Source organism: Nostoc sp. JL23 (genome assembly GCF_017115065.1).
Lineage (GTDB): Bacteria > Cyanobacteriota > Cyanobacteriia > Cyanobacteriales > Nostocaceae > Nostoc > Nostoc punctiforme_A.
Genome location: NZ_JABXKN010000021.1, coordinates 19,387 through 39,489, shown reverse-complemented (window position 1 = coordinate 39,489; position 20,103 = coordinate 19,387). Strand labels below are relative to the sequence as shown.

Genomic DNA, 20,103 nt, shown 5'->3' with positions numbered 1-20,103 from the left:
AGTTTTGAATTATTCTGTTGTGTCATTGTGACGAAGGAAGCAATCACAAAACTTTGCTAAAAAACTACAGTTCTCAAGTTAGACGAGGTTTAATGTAAATTTCCAAGTTGGTTAAGCTGAATAATCAGTTCTAGTCACTGCATTTACTGCGTCTATAGATATCACAAAACTGCCTAGTAAAAATTACTATTGAAATAAGTCAATGAACAAAAAAATATTAGTAATTGAAGATGAAGTCCAAATTTGTTCAAATATTCAACAGATTTTAACTTTCTCCGATTTTAATACTATTACTGCAAATAATGGCTTAGAAGGATTACGACTTGCTAAAACAGAACAACCAAACCTTATATGTTGTGACGTTATGATGCCTGAACTTGACGGTTACGGTGTACTGACAGCCTTACGCCAAGACCCAGTAACTGAATCTATCCCAGTAATTTTTCTGACTGCAAAAGTAGATCGTGGTGACTTACGCCAAGGTATGGAGTTAGGAGCCGATGATTACCTGACAAAACCTTTCTCTATGGAAGAACTTTTGAAGGCAATTAACGTCAGATTAAATCGCGTAGAAAAACCAACTTTAATCAAACAACAATATGAACAAGAACATCAACAAAATACTAAGTTGAAGCAGCAGATAGAGACAAATTCACAAAAGTTACAAGAGAGTCAACACCTGGCAGAAATATGCAATGAGGTTTTACAAAAACTTTTACAAGATTTAGGCAACCCCCTTTCAAATATCAATATGGCAATCTATATGCTGAAAAAAGCTCAATCAGATATTGAGCGCGATCGCTACTTGAATATCCTACAACAAGAGTATGCTAGAGAAATTATGTTTTTGAATGAAATGAAGAATTTACAAACATTACTAACCCCAGAAAATGCCAAGCTTTTGCAAAAGTTTAATATGCTTAACCATAGCAAATAATATAGTTTATGAAAAAATGTTGAAATATTTCAGCGTTTATACTTAAGGCATGAATCTGATTATGCGGTATTATTGAAAATTAATTTTTCTTGTTTAGCAAGATAAGCCTTGTATGGATATAGCGTTTTCTAAGCAACTGAAGTACACCCAAATTTTGTTTCCCAAGGTTAGTAGCTTTAAAAGCGTATCTCACCAGGTCGGAAATTGCTATACCATCTCATGCTAGACCAATAACATAAAATTGATATTTTTATCTTTAGTAATCATAGATGAACACAATTTTAATTATAGAAGACGAACCTCAAGTCAGGGGAAACATTCAGGAAATTTTACAGCTTTCTGATTTTGAAACTTTGATAGCTGCAAACGGCAAGATTGGATTAGAAATTGCTCAAGCCAAATTACCAGATTTAATTATCTGTGACATTATGATGCCTGAATTAGACGGTTATAGCGTGCTGTCTGCTTTACGCAAAAATGAAGCAACTATCAATATTCCTTTAATATTTGTTACTGCTAAAGCAGATCGTTCAGATTTTCGTCAGGGAATGGATTATGGGGCTGATGATTATTTGACTAAACCGTTTACTCCTGAAGAACTACTCAGTGCGATCGCTTCTCGTCTTGATAAACATGCTTTAGTTGAGCGCCAAACTCAAGCCAAACTAGACGAACTCAGAATGAATATTGCTCACTCATTACCTCACGAACTGAATACGCCTTTAAATGGTATTCTCGGTATGTCACAGCTGTTAATAGAAAGTTGTGGCATCATGCCTGGCTCTGAAGAAGTTGAAATTGCAGAATTAATTTACACATCTGCCAATCGCCTGAATAGATTAGTTCAAAGGTTTTTATTATATAGTAATCTGGAATTAATATCTAAAAACCCCGAAAAAGTCCGTCAAATTAAAGAGAAAAAAGATAAATGTCTTGCTGAGAAAATTATTAGTGAAGTGGCTCTAAAAAAAGCTACAGAAAACTGTAGACAAAAAGATTTAAAGCTGGATATCCAAGAATCTCCAGTACAATTATCACAAGAAAATTTGAGTATTCTGATTGAAGAATTACTGGAGAATTCTTTTAAATTCTCTTTGCCAAACAGCGAAATTCAAGTTCTGAGTAAGATAGAAGGTAATAAATTTAATTTGTCTGTAATTGATAATGGCAAAGGTATGGCAATTGAAGAGATTAATAACATTGGAGCTTTTGTACAATTTAATCGAAAGTTATGGGAACAACAAGGTTCTGGCTTAGGGCTGGCTATTGTTCAGCATATAGTTAAATTATATGGTGGTGAATTTACAATTGCTAGCATTCCTGAAAAAGGAACTATTGTAAGTGTTAGTTTGCCTTGTTAGGAGATGCTTACAGGGAGCATCTCACCTTTGCAAATATACCAGGCGATTAGAAATCGCGGCTACAAAAACTAAGTCCGCCTACGCGGACTCGAAGAATTTGAAACCCACAGAGGTGGGTTTTGTTTGTATAGCCGCGTACTCCTACGGAGAAGCAAGCTACGCATCAGCATGCCGGAGGCTCTATTCCATTCGCCAGGGCAGGCGTGTTTTTACACTCATTGAGATGCTCCCTGCTTACAAATATAATTACAGCAAAATATAAATTTACAAAATAGCAATTCAGGGAGTAAAGGGAATCTATCTTAATCTTTTAGGGGATTAGTTATATTCCGTAGTTTGAAGTACGCTTTTTCAACACCAGGTTTGCACAACATGACCCTTCAACTGTTGTCCTAACCAAGGTGTATTTTGTGAAAGTGTATACAGACTTTTACGTTCGACTTTCCAGGTTTGCTGAGGATCAAATAAAGTAAGTTCCGCTGGTTGATGAGGTACGATCGCACTTACTTTTTGCCCTAAACACTCCGCTGGATTAGTACTCAATGCCCGCCATAATTCTAAAGCTGTAAATTCTTCAGTCTCAACGAGATATTGCCACAGCAAAGGTAATGCTAGCTCTAAACCAATAGCCCCAGCTGGTGCTTCGGCAAAAGCTTGGACTTTTTCTTCGTAGCTGTAGGGTGTGTGATCGATAGCGATCGCATCAATCGCACCTGCACGTACCCCTGCACGCAACGCCGCTACATCACTGGCAGTACCTAAAGGCGGGTCTAAATGCAAGCTGGTGTGATAACTCTTAACTGCTTTGGTATCAAGTAAAAGGTGCATCCAGGTGGTGCTGGCGGTGATGGGTAAACCAGCCGCCTTAGCTGAAGCAATTAATTCCACGCTGCGAGCTGTAGAGACACGCATGATATGAACTGGTGTGCCTATGGTGGCAACCAATTCAAGCATAGCTGCGATCGCAGTAGTTTCAGCGCTGGCGGGGATTGGGGGTAAACCAAAACGCAGAGCATCTGTCCCTTCTCTCATTACACCATTTGCTGTTAACTGGCGATCGCTAGGCCAAAATGCGACTGGTTTGCCCAATGGCTGGAGATACTCTAACACTCGCCGCACCAGCGCCAAATTTTCTAAGGGCTTACCATCACTAAAACCAACAACTCCAGCAGACGCTAAATCTGCCAATTCCGTCATCTGCTTTCCAGCAACATCTACGGTGATTGCACCCCAGATATGAAGCAGGGGAGCAGGGGAGCAGGGGAGCAGGGGAGACAAACTCTTCTCTGCCTTTCTGCCTCTCTGCCCCTCTGCCCTCTTCTGCTGCAACTGTGCCACAAGTGCAGGGTTATCAATAACTGGGGATGTATCGGGTAAAATGCTAACTCTAGTAAAGCCGCCAGCAGCAGCAGCTTGTAAAAAAGACGAAAGGGTTTCCCGTTCTTCAAAGCCAGGTTCACCAGAGTGGCTGTACAAATCCACTAATCCAGGGCCGAGAACTAATCCCTGACAATCTCTGATTTGAGTATCGGAACTGATGTCAGAAATGTGCGAAGCCACTTCTCGGATATAACCATCAGCAATCAGCACATCAAAGAGTTCATCGATTTCAGAAACAGGGTCAATCACTCGTACTTTTTGCAGCAGTTCAGTCATAAAAATTTTTAGTTATGAGTTAAGGGTTATGAGTCAAGAGTGAGAGTGAGAAGTTAGGAGTTAGGAGTTAAGAGTTAGGAGTTATGAGTTATTTGTTCCTCAATCATTGCTTCTAACTTTATTCCTCACTTCTAATTCCTTGCTTATAAATTTATTCGTAATTCCTAACTCCTCACTCCTCACTCAGCACTCAGTACTCACAACGCTCCCGCTGCTGTTTTATCTAGTACGCCTCCACCAAAGTGATAGGTGATGTTCATCGCTTGCAGTACTGGTAAACCATCGATTCCAGCAGGGTAGTCGATAACACTGACTGCACCATTACCCTGGCGAAAACTCCAGAAGTTTTCCAGCGATAAACCCAGAATATGACAAAGCAAGGTTTTGTTAGTAGCGTCATGAGCTACTACTAATACAGTTTTGAATTGATTATTTGATGCTGCTTGCAGAATTGATTGCCAAGCTGCAACACTGCGCTCCCACACTTGTTGCAAATTCTCCCCTTCAGGCATTTGCACTTGCGTTGGTATCAGCCGCCATCGCTGTAACTCTCCCGGAAACTCTTGCTCTATCTCTGTTTCTAATTTTCCTTCCCAGAGACCATGACTGATTTCTCTTAAACCATCTTGCAATTCTAACTTGACATTAGGATGTTGTTTTAAGATAATCTCTGCTGTTTCTTTAGGGCGCAGCATTGTGCTACTTACAGCAAAATTAATCTCTACGTCTTGGAGAAATTCGCCTGCTTTTTGCGACTGTTGTCTACCGTTGTCGTTGAGGGGGACATCAATTTGTCCTTGAAACCTGGTTTGGCGATTCCAGTCAGTTTCACCGTGACGCACTAGTAACAATCGTACTCCTTGATGATCCGGTCGCAATGAGGGTAGAGTTTCTCCGGTGTGTTGCGTCTGATTTAAGGATTCTAGCTGGACTGGTTCGCCCAATCCGCCAGCAAAATTTAGTACGGTGATGCCACAGTTAGATTGCTGGATTGAGTGGTAGCGACTGGGAGGGATGCCTAACGCTGTGCTAATCAGGGCGCGATTAATTCCGTTATGTCCCACGATGAGAATAGTTTCGCCTTGATGTTGAGACAAAATTTCTTGCCAAAACTGCCGTGCTTGTTCGTATAAAGCAAGAACGGGAAAATATTCTCTTGTCCCTTGTGCATCATTAAGCAGCATCCGCAGCTCGTCGGGGTGTTGATGCCAAGTGCGGTAATCTTCGGCAAATTTTTGCTTGACTTCAGAAGTTAGCAGTGCTTCCCATAAAGGTAGGTCGATTTCTAGCAGCAAATCAGCAGCTTGAACTACAGCAGATTGTTCAGCATGAGTCGCTAACTCACTATGGATAATATCTGCTGTGTGTTTCGCTCGTTGTAAGGGGCTGCTGTAAATCGCATTAAATAAGATATTGCTGAGGGCTTTGCCTACTTTACTGGCATGGTTACGACCTTTTTCGGTTAATGTTGACGCATCAGTGCGTCCTTGGATACGCCGCTCGGTGTTATAACCGCTTTGACCGTGGCGCACAATGATGACACGAGTCATCTCAAAGCCCTCCTCTTATCTTGACGATTAATTTTACTGCAAAACGATTGCATAATTATCGACTCAGGAAGGCGGATTGAGTCAGGTGCAAAATTTTATTCTGGTAGAGGAGACAGGACGATTGGCTAAAACTGCCGTTGTCTGAACGATATTTTCTAGTAAAGCTGTTTTGATTTAAGTATAAATACAAGAGTGAACATATTGTGCCTAGTACAATATCTAAGCTAGTAATGAAAAGTTTATAGTAAGAACTTTAGTGTTTAGAAAATTAAAGACTAAAGTCCTTACTACGAACTTGTTTACCTTACTAATTGAAACTTGACAGATTATTAGGAAAGATTTTGGGCAAGGCATAATTAATTAGGGACTTCCAAATAAAAAAATATCCCAAAACTGACACAAAAATCCTCTTTATTTCTTTTCTCTCTGTGTTCTCTGCGTCTCTGTGGTTCGTTTATTTGGATAATTTATTTCTTGGAAGTCCCTTAAAACTACAACGTCAGCCTTTATACCTGCTTATTCTCTTCCTATATCTAACTGTACTTGCAATCCATCATTGTCACTGTCTGACTGAGCCGGTGTTAAGAAAACTGAAGTGTCAGGCTGTGATAATGATTCGTTAAAGCGGATTTGGACTGGAGCTTTATTTTCTCTTCTATTATTGGTGGAAAGAGTTGCTGGATTAGTTTGCTCAAAAAAACTTCTAAAGTCATCTTGGGCTGTTTTCCGATCGATTCCAAGTAGAGAATCACTAGTTAATCTATATTGTCCGGGATTTGAGCTTGATGCTGGTGATTGAGCGTAGACTTGGCTTCCTAAGCTTGCAAAGGCTGCCGTAATCCCTAAGAAAGCAATAATTTTGGCGTTCATTTGTTTCATCCAAATTATTTTAATATTGCTTGTATATTATTCTCTGGGAAAAGTATTTTAATCAACTCTATAGTTAGGTTAAACTATAATAACAGTATTGCATAGATACTTAGCGTGTCAATGATTTTGCTGTTTTAGGCATTAATTAAGTTATAGCTTTGGCATTTCTTTGGAAGTTAGATTATCTGGTTAAGCTTCTTAGCGATCGCACCTAAGTTCGTTGAGATATATTAATCACTCCACTAACGCAATCATACAAGCGATCGCTAATCAATATCACTCCTGTTCTATCCGCCATAATCTTGTTGATATCGTCTGGCGTATTGGGTGGCTAATTCAGTTTTGCCCACGCCACCCATTCCCGCTATTGCTGTCGGTGCTTTCTCGATTGCAGCTACAGTATAAGGAGATTGTTTTTTGAGGGTGACGAGAAACTTGCCAGCCTTATCCAATAAGGTTTATGTTACCTTTTTGGTTGTTTTTTCTAAGGCTTTGGTGGCTATTACAGAACCAATTGCGCTCGCCGCAGTTTCAAGTATCATATCCTGCCTTGACTATGTGCATCCTATTTACTTATTAACACACTGCTTTTGTTCTAAATTCCGCAACTAAGTTAAAAAACCCATATTCTACTCAGCGTTACGGATTTTGCAGAGTTCAGCATTACTTTCTCAATATATTGCTTGTGATATCTAGGTTTTTTGAATTGAAACCAGTTGCCGTTACTAAACATCGCCACTAACATCACGCTTTAAGTTAATAAAATAACGAGTTTAGTTACCACCACTACGATTTTCGTTACAATATTACGAGTTTGTTACTAAAATAACGAGTGTAGTTACTAACGCTACGATTTTTGTTACAAACATGATTATTTTCGTTACAATGTTACGAGTTTAGTTACCACCACTACGATTTTCGTTACAAACATCATAGCTTTAGTGGATATTACTTAATTTATAGTTATATTAAGCACAAATTTTGTGGATTTTACTCAACCAAAATTAAGCTTTAGTAAGGCAAGCTAGTTCTAGAACACAATAAAAAGAACATAATTATGCCTCGTCAAAAGCGTACATATCGCGTTCTAGAAAAAGCTGAATTGAGAATGTCCGGACTCAAAGCAATTGATCCGAGTATGGATTTTGGGGATGCTCGCAACTTGCAAAATATCACACAAATAATTCAGCAGTATCGTAGCAAAATAGAAGCTTATAATACTACTCTGGCTTTGATTGACTCTTACAAAAATGAGATGAAGGATTTGGAAACAACTTTGAGCGACTTGACGGAAAAAATGCTCCTTGGAGTTGCTTTTAAATACGGCAAAGACAGCTATGAATATCAGATGGCGGGTGGTGTTCGTAAAAGCGATCGCATCCGTAAAAGCACAGCAACACGCTTGAAAGCGACTTCAGAGGAAGCAAATACTAAGAGTGCTACAACGGTATAAAAGCGCCTCAGACTTAAGTCTGCACTATTGAAACAAAACCTGTTTTTAGCAGCTTTTTAGGCACGAACAGGAGTTATACAAAGTAGAACAAGAACTGCTAATCGCTGTCATGCTTTAATTTTAGATTGTTCTCTTGCCTAAAACAGCAAAGAAGGCAAAACTTAAGTAATTTTTTCGGCTGTGCATTTTACTTTAGTCATCAGAAACTTTACGTAACTCTTTTGATGTAACTATAAGTAAAGTCGGTAAAATTCGTGATGTTTAACAGATAGAAATTAACTAAGATTAGCTTTAAATAACAGTCAATATCTGTTAAACCAAACAAATTTGTAATAACCGATCGATTGTTTATCAGCAAAGATTGCTCAACATAACTTTATCCACTGATGAGCGACTTTAATAACCAAAAACTAAACCTCAAATTCCATCAGTTGCGTTTATTTCCATATCTAGCAATTGGTTCTCTGATTTTTTATTTCAATTCCAACCTAGATTTAAACTACATAGTTAAAGGATATTTAGTCTTAATGGAATGTCAGCTATGTATAATCTTTATTTATTTTTTGACGGCAAAAATTACTAATAAAACACATAAATAATCAAAAAAAGGTCAAAAAGTTTGGTTGTATTATATGCCAATAGATATTTATTATAGTTAATTAAGGAAGTAAATGTTATGAAGACTAAATCTACAGCAATTATACTTTGCTTTTTTGGCGGGTGGCTGGGAATCCACAAATTTTATTTAGGACAAAATGTAGCAGGTATTTTGTACTTATTGTTTTTTTGGACTTGTATTCCATCTTTAATAGCTTTTGTTGAGTTCTTCATCCTAGTTTTGATGTCAGATACCGAATTCAATACAAAATATAATCAAGTTATCGCAAGCACAAATGGAGCAGTCTCTGCAAAAGATGCAACCAGTGCATTAGCTGATTTAAAAACTCTTTTTGATTCTGGGATAATTACCGCAGAAGAGTATGAAGAAAAGCGCCAAAACCTTCTGAAATATTTATAAATTAAAATCATTAGTCGATTTATGATGTCACAATCTAAATCTTGGTTTCAACAAACTCCTGCTTGGGTGTGGTTATCATTAATTCCGACATTGGGGGGATTTGCGATTGTCTATGCAGGTTATAAATCTAAGACGAAAACTTGGGTTATTCTAGGAATTAGCATCTCTATTTTAGCTTTAGCTTTATCGGCAAATAGTTTAGCTTTTGCTGTCTGGATGGCTCAAATTGGCGTTGCCTTCTATCTCAAGAAATCTTATTTAGTCAAAACCTATCCGAAAAATTTACCAGTTCCTGAAGAACAAGAGTTAGCAAATTTAGTTGCGAATACTCGCGATAAAGTAGATATTAATGAATGCTCAAAACATGAACTAGTTAATTATTTAGGGCTACCGATAGTTTATGCAAATAATATCGAATCATTGATGAATGAGGGATATGTTTTTACTCATATAGAAGAGTTAATAGAAATAGCCGGAATTCCCGAAAAGCAGGTAACTCGAATTACACCACTGATTACTTTTAGCTACAACTACAAAAAAGAAGCTGATTTTTCTTGGAAACGATTAAACACATATTCAACTGATGAATTAATTACCTGTGGATTGGATAGAGCGATCGCTGAAAAAATTATTGCCGAAAGGCAGCAACGAGGTGAGTATAAATCATTGATTGATGTGAAGCAACGCACTGGATTACCGTTTAATACTTATCGTCACATAGCTTAGGCTCTCCATTGTCCCGCCTTTTTCCAAGGAAGTTTGACTGTAAATCGGCTACCTTTACCTAACTGACTTTCGGCGTGAACAGTCCCACCATGTAACTCGACAATTTTTTGCACCATTACTAATCCTAAACCCGTGCCTGTAGAACGACGAGTAGAGGCATTTTCAACTTGTACAAAAGGTTGAAATAATTTAAAAAGGTCGTCGGAAAGCATCCCAATACCAGTATCTACCACGCTGATAAAAATATATTCATTGGTGGAACTTGGCTGGGCTTCAATCCAGACTTCGCCTCCTTCTTTAGTAAACTTGATCGCGTTAGTCAATAAGTTGATAAATACTTGGCGAATGCGGCGTTCATCGACTTGGATGGGTTCGAGTTCTTCAGGTATTTGTGCCCTCATTTGGATATTTTTCTGGAAGGCTAAATCTTTGACAAAACTCAAGCAGAAGTCACATATTCCCTGAATCGAAGTAGCAGCTAGTTGCAGTTCTATTTTGCTGGATTCGGTGTCAGTAAGGTCAAGGATTTGGTTAATTAATTCTAGTAGATTCTTACCGCTAGATTCGAGCATATCTAAAGACTGGCGCTGTTCTTCACTTACAGGGCCGTACACTTGATCTTTGAGTGCCTCTGTGATTCCCAGAATTGAGTTTAAAGGATTTCTCAGATCGTGGTTAATGTTTCCTAAAAAGGTTTTTCTAGCACGATTCGCCACTTCGGCGATTTCTTTAGCCTCACGTAGCGCGGATTCTGCGCGTTTGCGATCGCATACTTCTAAAGTCAAAGCGACAATTTCCGCAATTGAGCTAACGAAGTTTTGCTCGCTCAGTTCCCATTTGCGGGAAGTATCAACCTGTTCAGACAATACTGTTCCTACCATTTTTCCCCCAACCCAAAGACTGGTATCAATTAGGGAGACAATATTATTTGGTTCGAGCCATGTATCCGATAATTCTTGTACCCGTGGATCGGTGCGAGTGTCAGAGACGGCAATGGTACGAGAAACCACCAAGGCTTTAAAGTAGATTAAATAATCTGTAAGGTTGCGTTCTAAACCTGCCGAATGTTTTTGATTGCTACGTTCATAGAGACTTATGCATTGTAGCTTGGTGCGCTCGCTATTGAATAACCACACACTCACTCGTTCTACTTCTAAGGCATTGGCTGCTTTTTCTGTGATAACTTTGAATGCTGTTTCTAAATTTCCTTCAAAAATCGCTTTGTGATTTGCCAATTCTGTGAGTACTTGATAATGCTGCCCCAGTTTTTGCTCACTGTTAATGCGTTCTTGAATCTGTTGCTGTAATTCTTGAGTTTGCTGCTTAACTTGCAGTTCTAAATCCTCATTTTTGCTAATCAGTGCAGTAAAGGTTTTGCGTAAATATTGTGCCATCTCATTAAAAGATCCACCCAGCACCTCTAGTTCTTGAATGCCTTGTACTTTCACCACTGAGTCTGCGCTGTTGCTAAAATCAGTTAAATCTTTTGTCGCCCGGCTGAAGTACAAAATTGGTTGAGTAATCCATCGAGCGGTGACAATCCCCAATATAATAGCTAGTGCCAACGTTCCCAAACAGAGAAAAATTGTAGTTTGAATGTTGCGATTAATTTGTCCCATAAAGTCTGCTTCTGGGACAGCCACGATAATCAACCAGTTGACATTTGGTTCGCCCTGTAACGGTCTAACTTCTAAAAATTGCCGTTTGCCGTCAAAAGAAAAATCTAGTTGTTGTAAACTTTGAATTTGGTCAAAGTTATTAAATTTAGTTTTTAAGTATTTAGCGGTTGCTTTAGTCAAAGAATTTCCACTTTGGGAAGCTTTCAACCTAATGGGCTTACCATTTTGGAAGCGGAATGGTTCTTCAGTTGTAGAACTTGCAACTAATAGCCCCGATCGCTCGATAATAAAAATTTGCCCAGACTTGCCAACTTTGATGTTTTGCAGCAAATCCCCAATTTGTGATAGGTGAGTGAGAGTGCTGTTGACTCCGAGTAATTCCCCTTGGGAGTTATAGATGGGAAGAGAAGCACTAATCAGGAGTGTTGGTTCAGTGCGGGGAGTAAAAATCTCACTAAAGCTGAATTTTTTAGCGGTAACTGCTGCGAGATAATCAGGAAGCGATCGCGCATCATAGTTTTTAATCACTTCTGGTAATTGAGTACGTTGACCTTGAGAGTCAATTATGTAAGTGTAGAGGTCGTACCCAGTTGACTTTCCAGCTTTTCTGAGTAAAGATTGGCGATCGTTGAGCTTCTCTACCGCTAGATACTCTTGCTGTTCATTGCTTGCAGTTATTGCCAACGCATCTGGAAAAATCTTTAACTGCTCTATTAAATATGACTCCCAGGTTGCCAAATTTTCTATCTTCAGCAACCCGATATTAATTACATTTTGATTACTGCGTAGTACCTGACGCGGCGTTGCCAAATAAGTCTGTAAATTCTGCTCAACTCGATTGGCAACTTCATGACGTAATTCGCTAGCTACCTCATTGACTGCCTTTTGCCCATTTCCGATTGATAAATATGCAGTCAATCCCACAGCTAGCAAGATTTGCAGCAAAAACAACGCTACCAAAATGCGACTTAGAGGTACACCTTTAAACAGAGAAAAAACATTACTTTGCCCGGTATTTTTGTTCATCTGCCCACTTCCCCTTCCTGTCCTGTATTACTGAGTACAACACCTCTAGTTTGCTGTCCTGTGGGCTTATGCATAGTTTGTACTCGGTCGGGTCAAGTGCCAATATACCACTTCTGGTAAAAGAACAAAACGTTACTTAACTGCACCTGTAAATTTTACCAGCCAAAAATTGATGAAAAACCGAATCAATTCGTAGCTAATTCAGATTTATGAGTTATAACTGGCATTTTTGAATAAATCTAACTATAGACAGATGAAATTTGAAGCGTTACTGTTGTATGAAGCGCATTTTTTAGCGTTCAGACTATGTTTTAATCTAGGCGCTAAAAAAAAGGAGTTAATCACTTAAAGGTTGCTCCTAATTTTACTGCATCCTGCCCACAGCAACCCCCAAGACATAGGTTTTATCACTCATGCTCAACGTATCCACTCACGATTCTCAACAAAATCAGCAATTAATTGACAATACTGACTGGAACGTTATTGAAACGGAGTTTAACCCGACGCAGTTACATCACAAAGAAACCGTCTTTACTCTTGGTAATGGGTTGTTAGGAGTGCGGGGTACGTTTGAGGAAGGATATCCACAGGATTTTCCAGCCACACTCATCCACGGTGTTTATGATGATGTGACAATTACTCATACTGAACTAGTCAACTGTCCCAACTGGCTGCCATTGGTGGTGAAAGTAGCTGGGGAACGCTTTAGTATGGACAGTGGTGAAATTCTCAACTACGAACGTCGGCTTGACTTGCGCTTAGGTTTAGTTAGCCGTGATGTGCGCTGGCGTAGTCCTAGCGGTCATACCTTAGATTTTCACTTCGAGCGTTTCACCAGTTTAGCAGACCAACACGTTTTGGCGATTCGCGCTCAAATTACATCGGTAGACTTTGAGGGTGAAATTACCGTTGAAGCCGGATTTGACAGCAAACCACATACCCAAGGCGTTAAACATTGGCGAACCTTAAACCAAGGTGGCATAGATCGGATTATCTGGTTAAATAGTAAAACTATCCACTCAAATATTCAACTTGGGATGGCAGCTAAGTTAGTGGTAGATGGCGACGAGACTGCACGCGTGAGCGTCGAAAATGCTTCTAGTTCTCCCATTTTGACAACCACCTTAGAGTTATATCCCGGAAAAACGGTAACTGTAGAAAAGATTGTCACCCTGTTTACTTCACGAGAGACAGAAATTCCCATTGCCGCCGCCTTACCAAGACTTGCTGATGAACCCAGATATACTACCCTATTGGCGGCTCACATTGCGGCATGGGAGCAAGTGTGGCAAGACAGTGACATTATTATAGAAGGCGATCGCTTGGCTCAATTGAGCGTCCGTTATAATCTCTTTCAATTACTTGCTGTAACACCGCGTCACGATGACAGCGTGAGCATTCCTCCCAAAACCCTCTCCGGTTTTGCCTATAGCGGACATATCTTTTGGGATACAGAAATATTCATCCTGCCTTTCCTCACCCTAACTCAACCAGCCCTAGCGCGTAACTTGCTCACCTACCGCTACCACACCTTACCAGGAGCGAGACGCAAAGCTCAAGAAGCCGGTTATCAAGGAGCGATGTATGCTTGGGAAAGTGCCACTACTGGCGATGAAGTGACTCCGCGCTGGGTTCCGGCTCCCAACGGTGAATTAATCCGCATCTGGTGCGGTGACATTGAAGTGCATATCACCGCAGATATCGCTTATGCAATTTTGCACTACTGGCAGACTACCAACGATGATGACTGGATGCGCGATTATGGTGCAGAAATTATCCTTGACACGGCTGTTTTCTGGGAAAGTCGGGTGCAGTGGAACCAAGAGCGCCACAGCTATGACATCCTAGATGTCATTGGCCCTGATGAAAATCACGATCGCGTCGATAATAATGCCTTCACCAATCTCATGGTACAGTGGCATTTGCAGTCAGCTTTGGCGCTGTGGGATTGGCTCAAACAAGCTTATCCTGAAACTTCAGCCCAACTAGCGCAAAAACTCAACTTAACCACAGAGCGTCTGCACCATTGGGCAGAAATCCAAGAGCGTCTATTTGTCAATAAAGATGTTCAAACAGGTTTAATTGAGCAATTTGAAGGCTTTTTCCAACTAGAAGACGTTAACCTCGCTGATTACGAACCGCGCAGCAAATCTTTGCAAGGTTTGTTAGGAATTGAAGCCACCAACCAAAAGCAGATTCTCAAACAGCCAGATGTATTGATGCTTCTGTACTTACTGCGCGATCGCTACGACTATAACACCCTCGCCACCAACTGGGACTATTACACCCAACGCACCGACCACAGTTATGGTTCTTCACTAGGCCCAGCCATTAACGCCATCTTAGCTTGCGACCTCAATCAACCAACCGAAGCCTATACACATTTTCTGCGATCGGCCTTGGTAGACTTAGAGGATGTGAGAAGTAACGCCGCCGAAGGAATTCACGCCGCCAGTGCTGGAGGAGTATGGCAAGCAGTAGTTTTTGGGTTTGGCGGCATTCGGATGACTCAATTTGGCCCCGTTGCCTGTCCCAACCTACCACCCAACTGGACGCGTTTGAAGTTTCGTCTGCAATGGCGTAACGAGTGGTATGACTTCGACTTACAAGCCGAAACAGAAGTTAAAGTTCCCGCCTTGGCAGATACACGCTCGAAAATCGTCTAATAGACTTCTTGCGTGAATCAAAGAGCTTTCACTCTAAATCCCTCTCCCAAGTTTGGGAGCAGGGGTTGGGGGATGAGGACAATAAACACTGGTGTTGTGAAGTGAATTTTCTTTGATCATATATGTATTAACATCCAAGTATTATTTTTTACAGAAAGTTTTTGTGCAGAAGATTTATGAGATGGGAACTCTAGCTAATAAGCTTAATTACAGTATCCCACCCAACACTGCTAATCATGTCCAACTTTGCTCACTCCACATTGGGCCAATCTTCTTACCCTCGCTTGACTAAAAGCTTGAGTGCTGTTGAAAGTTGGGGCTTTGGTTTGACAGCTCATATTTCTTGGACAGCACTGGTTCCAGCAATTCATGCTGCTCTCGGTTCCCAAGCTATTTTTGTCTGGATACCTGCGGTGATTTTCGGAATGCTGCTCAACTATCAAGTGAAACGCTTAGGTATGCATTTCATCAATGTAGCTGGAGGAACACCTAACTATGCGACCAAGCTACTGCAAAACTACCCAGGATTAGCTCGCTATGCAGCAATTGGATACCTCCTCAACTGGGTTTCCTACCTGTCAGTTAATACAATCGTACTCAGAGATTTAATTAAAGTAAATTTGGAGCCGCTGGGTATTGCCTGTCCAGAAATATTTCTGGATATTAGCTTTACACTGTTGCCCTTTATCGTGGCCTTTAGTGGGACTCGCGCCCTGAGTATTTTACATTTGTTTTTTGTCATTCCAGCCTTTGGACTACTAATGACCTTCTGTATACAAGGTCTTGGCTGGTTAGCGTTTTCTCCGGTGAGTCCTGGGTTTTTTCCTAGCAGTTGGTCATCTTTGAGCTTTGTGGATTGGGCAAAGTGGTTCTTTTTCGTCACTTATGCAACCTACAGCTGTGAAACAGCTTCTTCCTTTGTTGCCGATAGCCGCAACCCCACTCAAACGCTGCGGTTTCTAGACATTGCCGCCTGGATGATGCCACCCATCTTTTTGGGGGGTTCTTGGGTAGTAATGCGGTTGGCAACAAATCCCAACCTGAAAGACAATGCTTTCCTGAATCTGGTGGCGGCTTCCCAGCCCTTTTGGGGAAGATTCGCTGGTGTAAGTATTTCTTTTTTGCTAGTAGCAGCTTGTCTACTCGGTTCGGCAACGGTGGTTTCTAATTGCCCGCGAATTTTGTATCAGCTGGCCTTAGATAACCACATTTCACCAGTATTTTCTGTTGTCTCCCGTCGGGGTGTGTTTGTCCCAGCATTGACGTTGACACTGCTATTGTGCTTAATCTATCTGATTTGGGGAGATGTGGCGCGAATCGTCGCTGTTGGTAACATCGGTTGGTTTGTCTCCTTTATGTTACTGCATCTGGGGCTTTGGCTTCGGCGCGATCGCTCGGAAGTTTTGTTTCCTCGCATATCTTTGGGCATTCTGCTGTTAGAAGTTGTAGTGCTGTTCGTGGGTGGATTTGCTTGGGGTTGGCTTAACTTGTTAATTGGGTTATTATTTCCCATTGGTGTTATGGGAATTGATGCGGTGATTCGCCGTATGGACTTCCCTGCATTCCATCCCAAGTGGTGGATGCGGCGATATCGCACGCGCCCTGTGGTAATCATTAAAGATTCAGTAATTCTTCAGGTGAGCATCCTGATTTTTTTACTGTGCAGCGCCGTGGCAGTTGGCTGGTTATTTGGCGTCAAACTTAATAAAGTGGCAACTGCGGGCGGTGAGAATATATTTGTGGTGCTACTGATGAGTGTGGCATTTGTGGGAGTAGCGATCGCTTGTTGGACAAGTTTACCGCAAGTGGTAGCGATCGCAGAAGCAAGAGTTGCTGCCGAACACCTGTTTATTGTCGCCCAGGATGGTATTTTAGTCGTAGATAATCAAGGCATTATCCAGCAAGCTAACCCAGCCACTGAATCGTTTTTTGGTGTCAACCCATCTGAGTTGCCAGGAAATCACCTCAATAAATGGCTACCTGCATTAGTCTACTATCCAGAGCAGTGGACAAAGCGTAGCGAACAAATCCTAATCGGCAATGGAAAAAACAGAACTCTGGAAGTTTCCATCTCAGATAGACCCCATCAGGATTTTCAGGAATATGTCGTGATTCTCCACGATATTACCCAGCGCAAACAAGCAGAGCAGATATTGCGATACTCAGAAGCACAATTGCGCCAAGAGGCAAAGCAGCTAGTATCTCAACTAGTGCATAGTGAAAAAATGTCCAGTTTGGGGCAGTTATTAGCAGGTGTAGCGCACGAAATCAACAACCCAATCAATTTTATTTATGGCAATGTCGGCTATGCCAATCAATATATCCAAGATTTATTGAGACTGTTGCAACTATATCAGCAAAACTATCCTAATCCAACAAAGGAAATTCAAAAACAAACAGAAGCAATCGACTTAGATTTTCTAATTGCAGACTTGCCCAACTTGCTAACTTCGATGACAGTTGGTGCGGAACGAATCACAGAAATTGTCTTATCTCTGCGAAACTTTTCCCGCTTAGATAACGCAGAGATGAAAGCTGTGAATATCCATGAGGGTATAGATAATACCTTGATGATTCTGGAACATCGCCTCAAACATAAATCTAACAATCAAACAATTCAGGTAATTAAAGAATACGGCGACCTGCCATTAGTAGAATGTTATGCTGGACAACTGAATCAAGTATTTATGAATCTTCTCGCAAATGCAATCGATGCTTTAGAAGAGGCAGTGGAAAATGGTGAGTGGGAAGTAGGGGAAAAAGCGTTTTCTAATCCCCAGATACGCATTCAGACTAAACTCACTAGCGAAAATCAGGTAGTTATTCGTATTGGCGACAATGGTATAGGCATTCCAGAAAAGGTACAAAAACAATTATTTGAACCATTTTTTACGACTAAACCAGTTAATAAAGGTACTGGGTTAGGTTTATCTATTAGTTATCAGATTATCACTCAAAAACATCAGGGAAAATTAGAATGTATTTCTGCTCCTGGGCAGGGAACAGAATTTGTAATTGTAATTCCGCTAAACCAGCAAGCTATCTAATTGTCAACATTTTGAAAGCAAAAATAAAAATTGTGATAATTATCCGTGTCCCATTTTCGGGCGTGGTAAATGATATCATGTCCGTATAATTAGTTATCATTTCCACAGTCATTGCACCCCACCCCCAGCCTCTCCCCGCAGGCGGAGTGGGTTTCTTCAGGTTTAATAAGTAATCTAGCGGACATGATATGATTGTGTTTAGTTGCTGCTTGTTACCAATCTTGGGTATTTATTTCTGGGGTCATTTTGATTAAACTTTTTTTGATAACTGCCAAAGTTGGATTTCATAACGCAGATGGCTCTCAAAAATTACCCGTGCTGTTAAACCTTCCGTAATCGGTTTTTCCAACCAACGCTTAAATGCTAAACGACCAAGTGCGTGTAATGGAGGGACAGCGATCGCCACAACATCAGCAATATATTTAACTGTTGTCAGTCCAAAAGTACGGAATTTATCAACACACAAATCAATCGTTGGCGCAATATGGGTTGAAATGTCTTCAGTCTTGATTAAATTAAATCCAGATTTTTTCAACGCTATCTGGAGTTCACTGGCGATATGACAATTAGAAAAAATACCTTCTTGGTATTCGGCATCGAAACGCATCATGTCTGCAAGCAGCAGGTAGCCACCACTATCCAGTAAACGAGCCGCACCTTGAGCTAAATCGAGAGCAGCAATATATTGACTACTTTCGCTAAATAAGATCAGGTCGTAGGAGTATGATTTGTTAAAATCTTCAAATCTCGTTAAGTAGAAAGGTACTTGACCATTGGTATTTTGAAAAAACCTCTCTTGCTGGAGTGCGTCGGGTGCTAGTCCCTCAACAGTGAAACCGCGCTCGCACAAATATGCTGCGTTACCTCCAATCCCACAGCCTACATCAAGCACAGTTTTTGTCCCCTCTGGGATAAAACTCAAAAGTTTGGCTGTATATGCAACTTGCGCCACACGCAGACGAGTTAGAGTTAATTCTTCACCATGAGTAGGTAGTGGTTCCCAATACCCGTAATGGAGATAGTCGGAATTTGTGAGTCCAATGTAATAATCTATCGCTGCATTTTGGTAGCGAGTTGGTTTCGGAATCTTGCTTGATTTTGGCTTGAGCATTGAGGAATAAAGTAAGTTTTAGGGCATTAAGCTTGGTTTAAATTCTGACCATCGCTTACAAACTTGTTCGTAGCAATCGGCTGGAGTAATTTTTAGTTGGTGTAAAAAATTAACCTCAATCTGAGGTTCAGCCTTTAGCACTAGAAGAATATCTTGATGGGGATTGTATGTTACCACTGCTGGGAAAATTGATGAAATCATGGATGAGCAGATTGATTGCGATATAGCTCCGCAATCCTGAAACGAGCGCAAGTAGAACCTAATCAGATCGGAGGGTAGAAATTGCAGGGTGAAGGGAACTGTATCAAGACTTGTATTTGTAGGGTGAGTAACTTTAGTATCCACATCACAAATGACAACTCCCCGCCCAAATGACTGAAATCCCTGCCATCCTGTGTAGCCGATTACCAGCAGATTATTATGAATAAAGCTGTTTTGCCAGTAGCCAAAATTTCCTTGCCAGACACTATTGGAGGGTCGCATTCACTTCCTCCCATAAGGCTTTTGTTTCTTCACTTCCCGGTTTTCACCAATGCAGGGATCGCCTAACCTTGCTGTTTTAATCTGCATTACTTTCTATTCCTTTTAAGATTAATGATTTAGGTACTAGAGATTAGAAACTGAAAAATTTTACCCAATTATCAATTAACAACAACTTATATTTAATTTTGCCCACTTATTTAGTGGTGGAATCTTTGCCAAAATCCCCTTTCTCAAAATTTCCGGTCGTTCTGACCAAGGCAATAAACCATCGGGTTTAGCATAATATTGACTAGCACATTGCAAAACATCAGATGCACTAGTGTCGACTGGTAAATCACCAAAGAGATAGGTTGATTTACCTTCTGCTGTAAAGGCAATAACACAAGAATGGTTACAAGCACTCATGCATTCAACTCCCTGAATGAGGAATTTATTTCGCAATTCCCAATCTTGTGCAAGTTCATGAAGGTGTAGTAGTAGTTGCTCACCTTTACTTTCACCAACTCGTTTACCATCTTGCCAGACGCTGGCGCAGGTCGTGCAAACAAATAAACTATGTTGTTTGTCGAGCATTAATTTT

The 20,103-nt window shown here is 40.6% G+C and carries 15 protein-coding genes; 7 read left to right on the top strand and 8 right to left on the bottom strand.

The annotated features are described in order from the left end of the window. Positions 1-202 precede the first annotated feature (202 nt). Together HWQ42_RS35415 and HWQ42_RS02890 are read left to right on the top strand one after the other, a co-directional pair. Positions 203-937 (top strand): response regulator, encoded by a 735-nt coding sequence (locus HWQ42_RS35415; RefSeq protein WP_334812071.1) that lies wholly within the window; start codon positions 203-205, stop codon positions 935-937. Between the two features lie 269 nt (positions 938-1,206). Continuing rightward, on the top strand, positions 1,207-2,298 hold the full coding sequence (locus tag HWQ42_RS02890; RefSeq protein ID WP_292809128.1) for a response regulator: 1,092 nt from the start codon (positions 1,207-1,209) through the stop codon (positions 2,296-2,298). Positions 2,299-2,649: 351 nt separating this feature from the next. Here the strand turns inward: HWQ42_RS02890 and HWQ42_RS02885 are convergent, their stop codons facing one another. The 4 genes from HWQ42_RS02885 to HWQ42_RS02870 form a co-directional block, all read right to left on the bottom strand. Then, on the bottom strand, positions 2,650-3,954 hold the full coding sequence (locus HWQ42_RS02885) for a dihydroorotase (RefSeq protein ID WP_292809127.1): 1,305 nt from the start codon (positions 3,952-3,954) through the stop codon (positions 2,650-2,652). A gap of 197 nt (positions 3,955-4,151) precedes the next feature. Next, complete coding sequence (locus HWQ42_RS02880) at positions 4,152-5,504, bottom strand: histidine phosphatase family protein (protein WP_292809126.1); 1,353 nt, start codon at positions 5,502-5,504, stop codon at positions 4,152-4,154. A gap of 516 nt (positions 5,505-6,020) precedes the next feature. Next, complete coding sequence (locus tag HWQ42_RS02875) at positions 6,021-6,374, bottom strand: hypothetical protein (RefSeq protein WP_292809124.1); 354 nt, start codon at positions 6,372-6,374, stop codon at positions 6,021-6,023. Between the two features lie 287 nt (positions 6,375-6,661). Then, positions 6,662-6,826, bottom strand: coding sequence for a hypothetical protein (locus HWQ42_RS02870; RefSeq protein ID WP_292809122.1), 165 nt, complete (start codon positions 6,824-6,826; stop codon positions 6,662-6,664). A gap of 605 nt (positions 6,827-7,431) precedes the next feature. Between HWQ42_RS02870 and HWQ42_RS02865 the strand changes: the two genes are divergently transcribed. The 3 genes from HWQ42_RS02865 (at position 7,432) to HWQ42_RS02855 (ending at position 9,571) form a co-directional block, all read left to right on the top strand. Then, positions 7,432-7,827: a hypothetical protein gene (locus HWQ42_RS02865; RefSeq protein WP_292809120.1), complete on the top strand. Its 396-nt coding sequence runs from the start codon at positions 7,432-7,434 to the stop codon at positions 7,825-7,827. Between the two features lie 676 nt (positions 7,828-8,503). Continuing rightward, a complete protein-coding gene (locus HWQ42_RS02860) occupies positions 8,504-8,845 on the top strand; it encodes an NINE protein (RefSeq protein ID WP_292809118.1) in 342 nt (113 codons plus the stop codon). Positions 8,846-8,866: 21 nt separating this feature from the next. Then, on the top strand, positions 8,867-9,571 hold the full coding sequence (locus HWQ42_RS02855) for a helix-hairpin-helix domain-containing protein (protein ID WP_292809116.1): 705 nt from the start codon (positions 8,867-8,869) through the stop codon (positions 9,569-9,571). On the opposite strand, the gene HWQ42_RS02850 is transcribed toward HWQ42_RS02855, so the two are convergent. Further along, a complete protein-coding gene (locus HWQ42_RS02850) occupies positions 9,568-12,216 on the bottom strand; it encodes an ATP-binding protein (protein ID WP_292809115.1) in 2,649 nt (882 codons plus the stop codon). The two genes, HWQ42_RS02855 and HWQ42_RS02850, sit on opposite strands and share 4 nt — an antisense overlap. A 413-nt stretch (positions 12,217-12,629) precedes the next feature. On the opposite strand from HWQ42_RS02850, the gene HWQ42_RS02845 reads away from it, so the two are divergent. Both HWQ42_RS02845 and HWQ42_RS02840 read left to right on the top strand, forming a co-directional pair. After that, on the top strand, positions 12,630-14,882 hold the full coding sequence (locus HWQ42_RS02845) for a glycoside hydrolase family 65 protein (RefSeq protein ID WP_292809114.1): 2,253 nt from the start codon (positions 12,630-12,632) through the stop codon (positions 14,880-14,882). A 236-nt stretch (positions 14,883-15,118) separates the two neighbouring features. Then, the gene (locus tag HWQ42_RS02840; protein ID WP_292809113.1) at positions 15,119-17,929 is read left to right on the top strand and encodes an ATP-binding protein; all 2,811 of its coding nucleotides are present in this window, start codon (positions 15,119-15,121) and stop codon (positions 17,927-17,929) included. Between the two features lie 250 nt (positions 17,930-18,179). On the opposite strand, the gene HWQ42_RS02835 is transcribed toward HWQ42_RS02840, so the two are convergent. The 3 genes from HWQ42_RS02835 to HWQ42_RS02825 form a co-directional block, all read right to left on the bottom strand. Continuing rightward, the gene (locus HWQ42_RS02835; protein ID WP_292809111.1) at positions 18,180-19,040 is read right to left on the bottom strand and encodes a methyltransferase domain-containing protein; all 861 of its coding nucleotides are present in this window, start codon (positions 19,038-19,040) and stop codon (positions 18,180-18,182) included. Between the two features lie 18 nt (positions 19,041-19,058). Then, positions 19,059-19,523 (bottom strand): hypothetical protein, encoded by a 465-nt coding sequence (locus tag HWQ42_RS02830; protein WP_292809110.1) that lies wholly within the window; start codon positions 19,521-19,523, stop codon positions 19,059-19,061. Between the two features lie 162 nt (positions 19,524-19,685). Next, positions 19,686-20,096: a DUF1636 domain-containing protein gene (locus tag HWQ42_RS02825; protein ID WP_292809108.1), complete on the bottom strand. Its 411-nt coding sequence runs from the start codon at positions 20,094-20,096 to the stop codon at positions 19,686-19,688. Between the last annotated feature and the right edge of the window lie 7 nt (positions 20,097-20,103).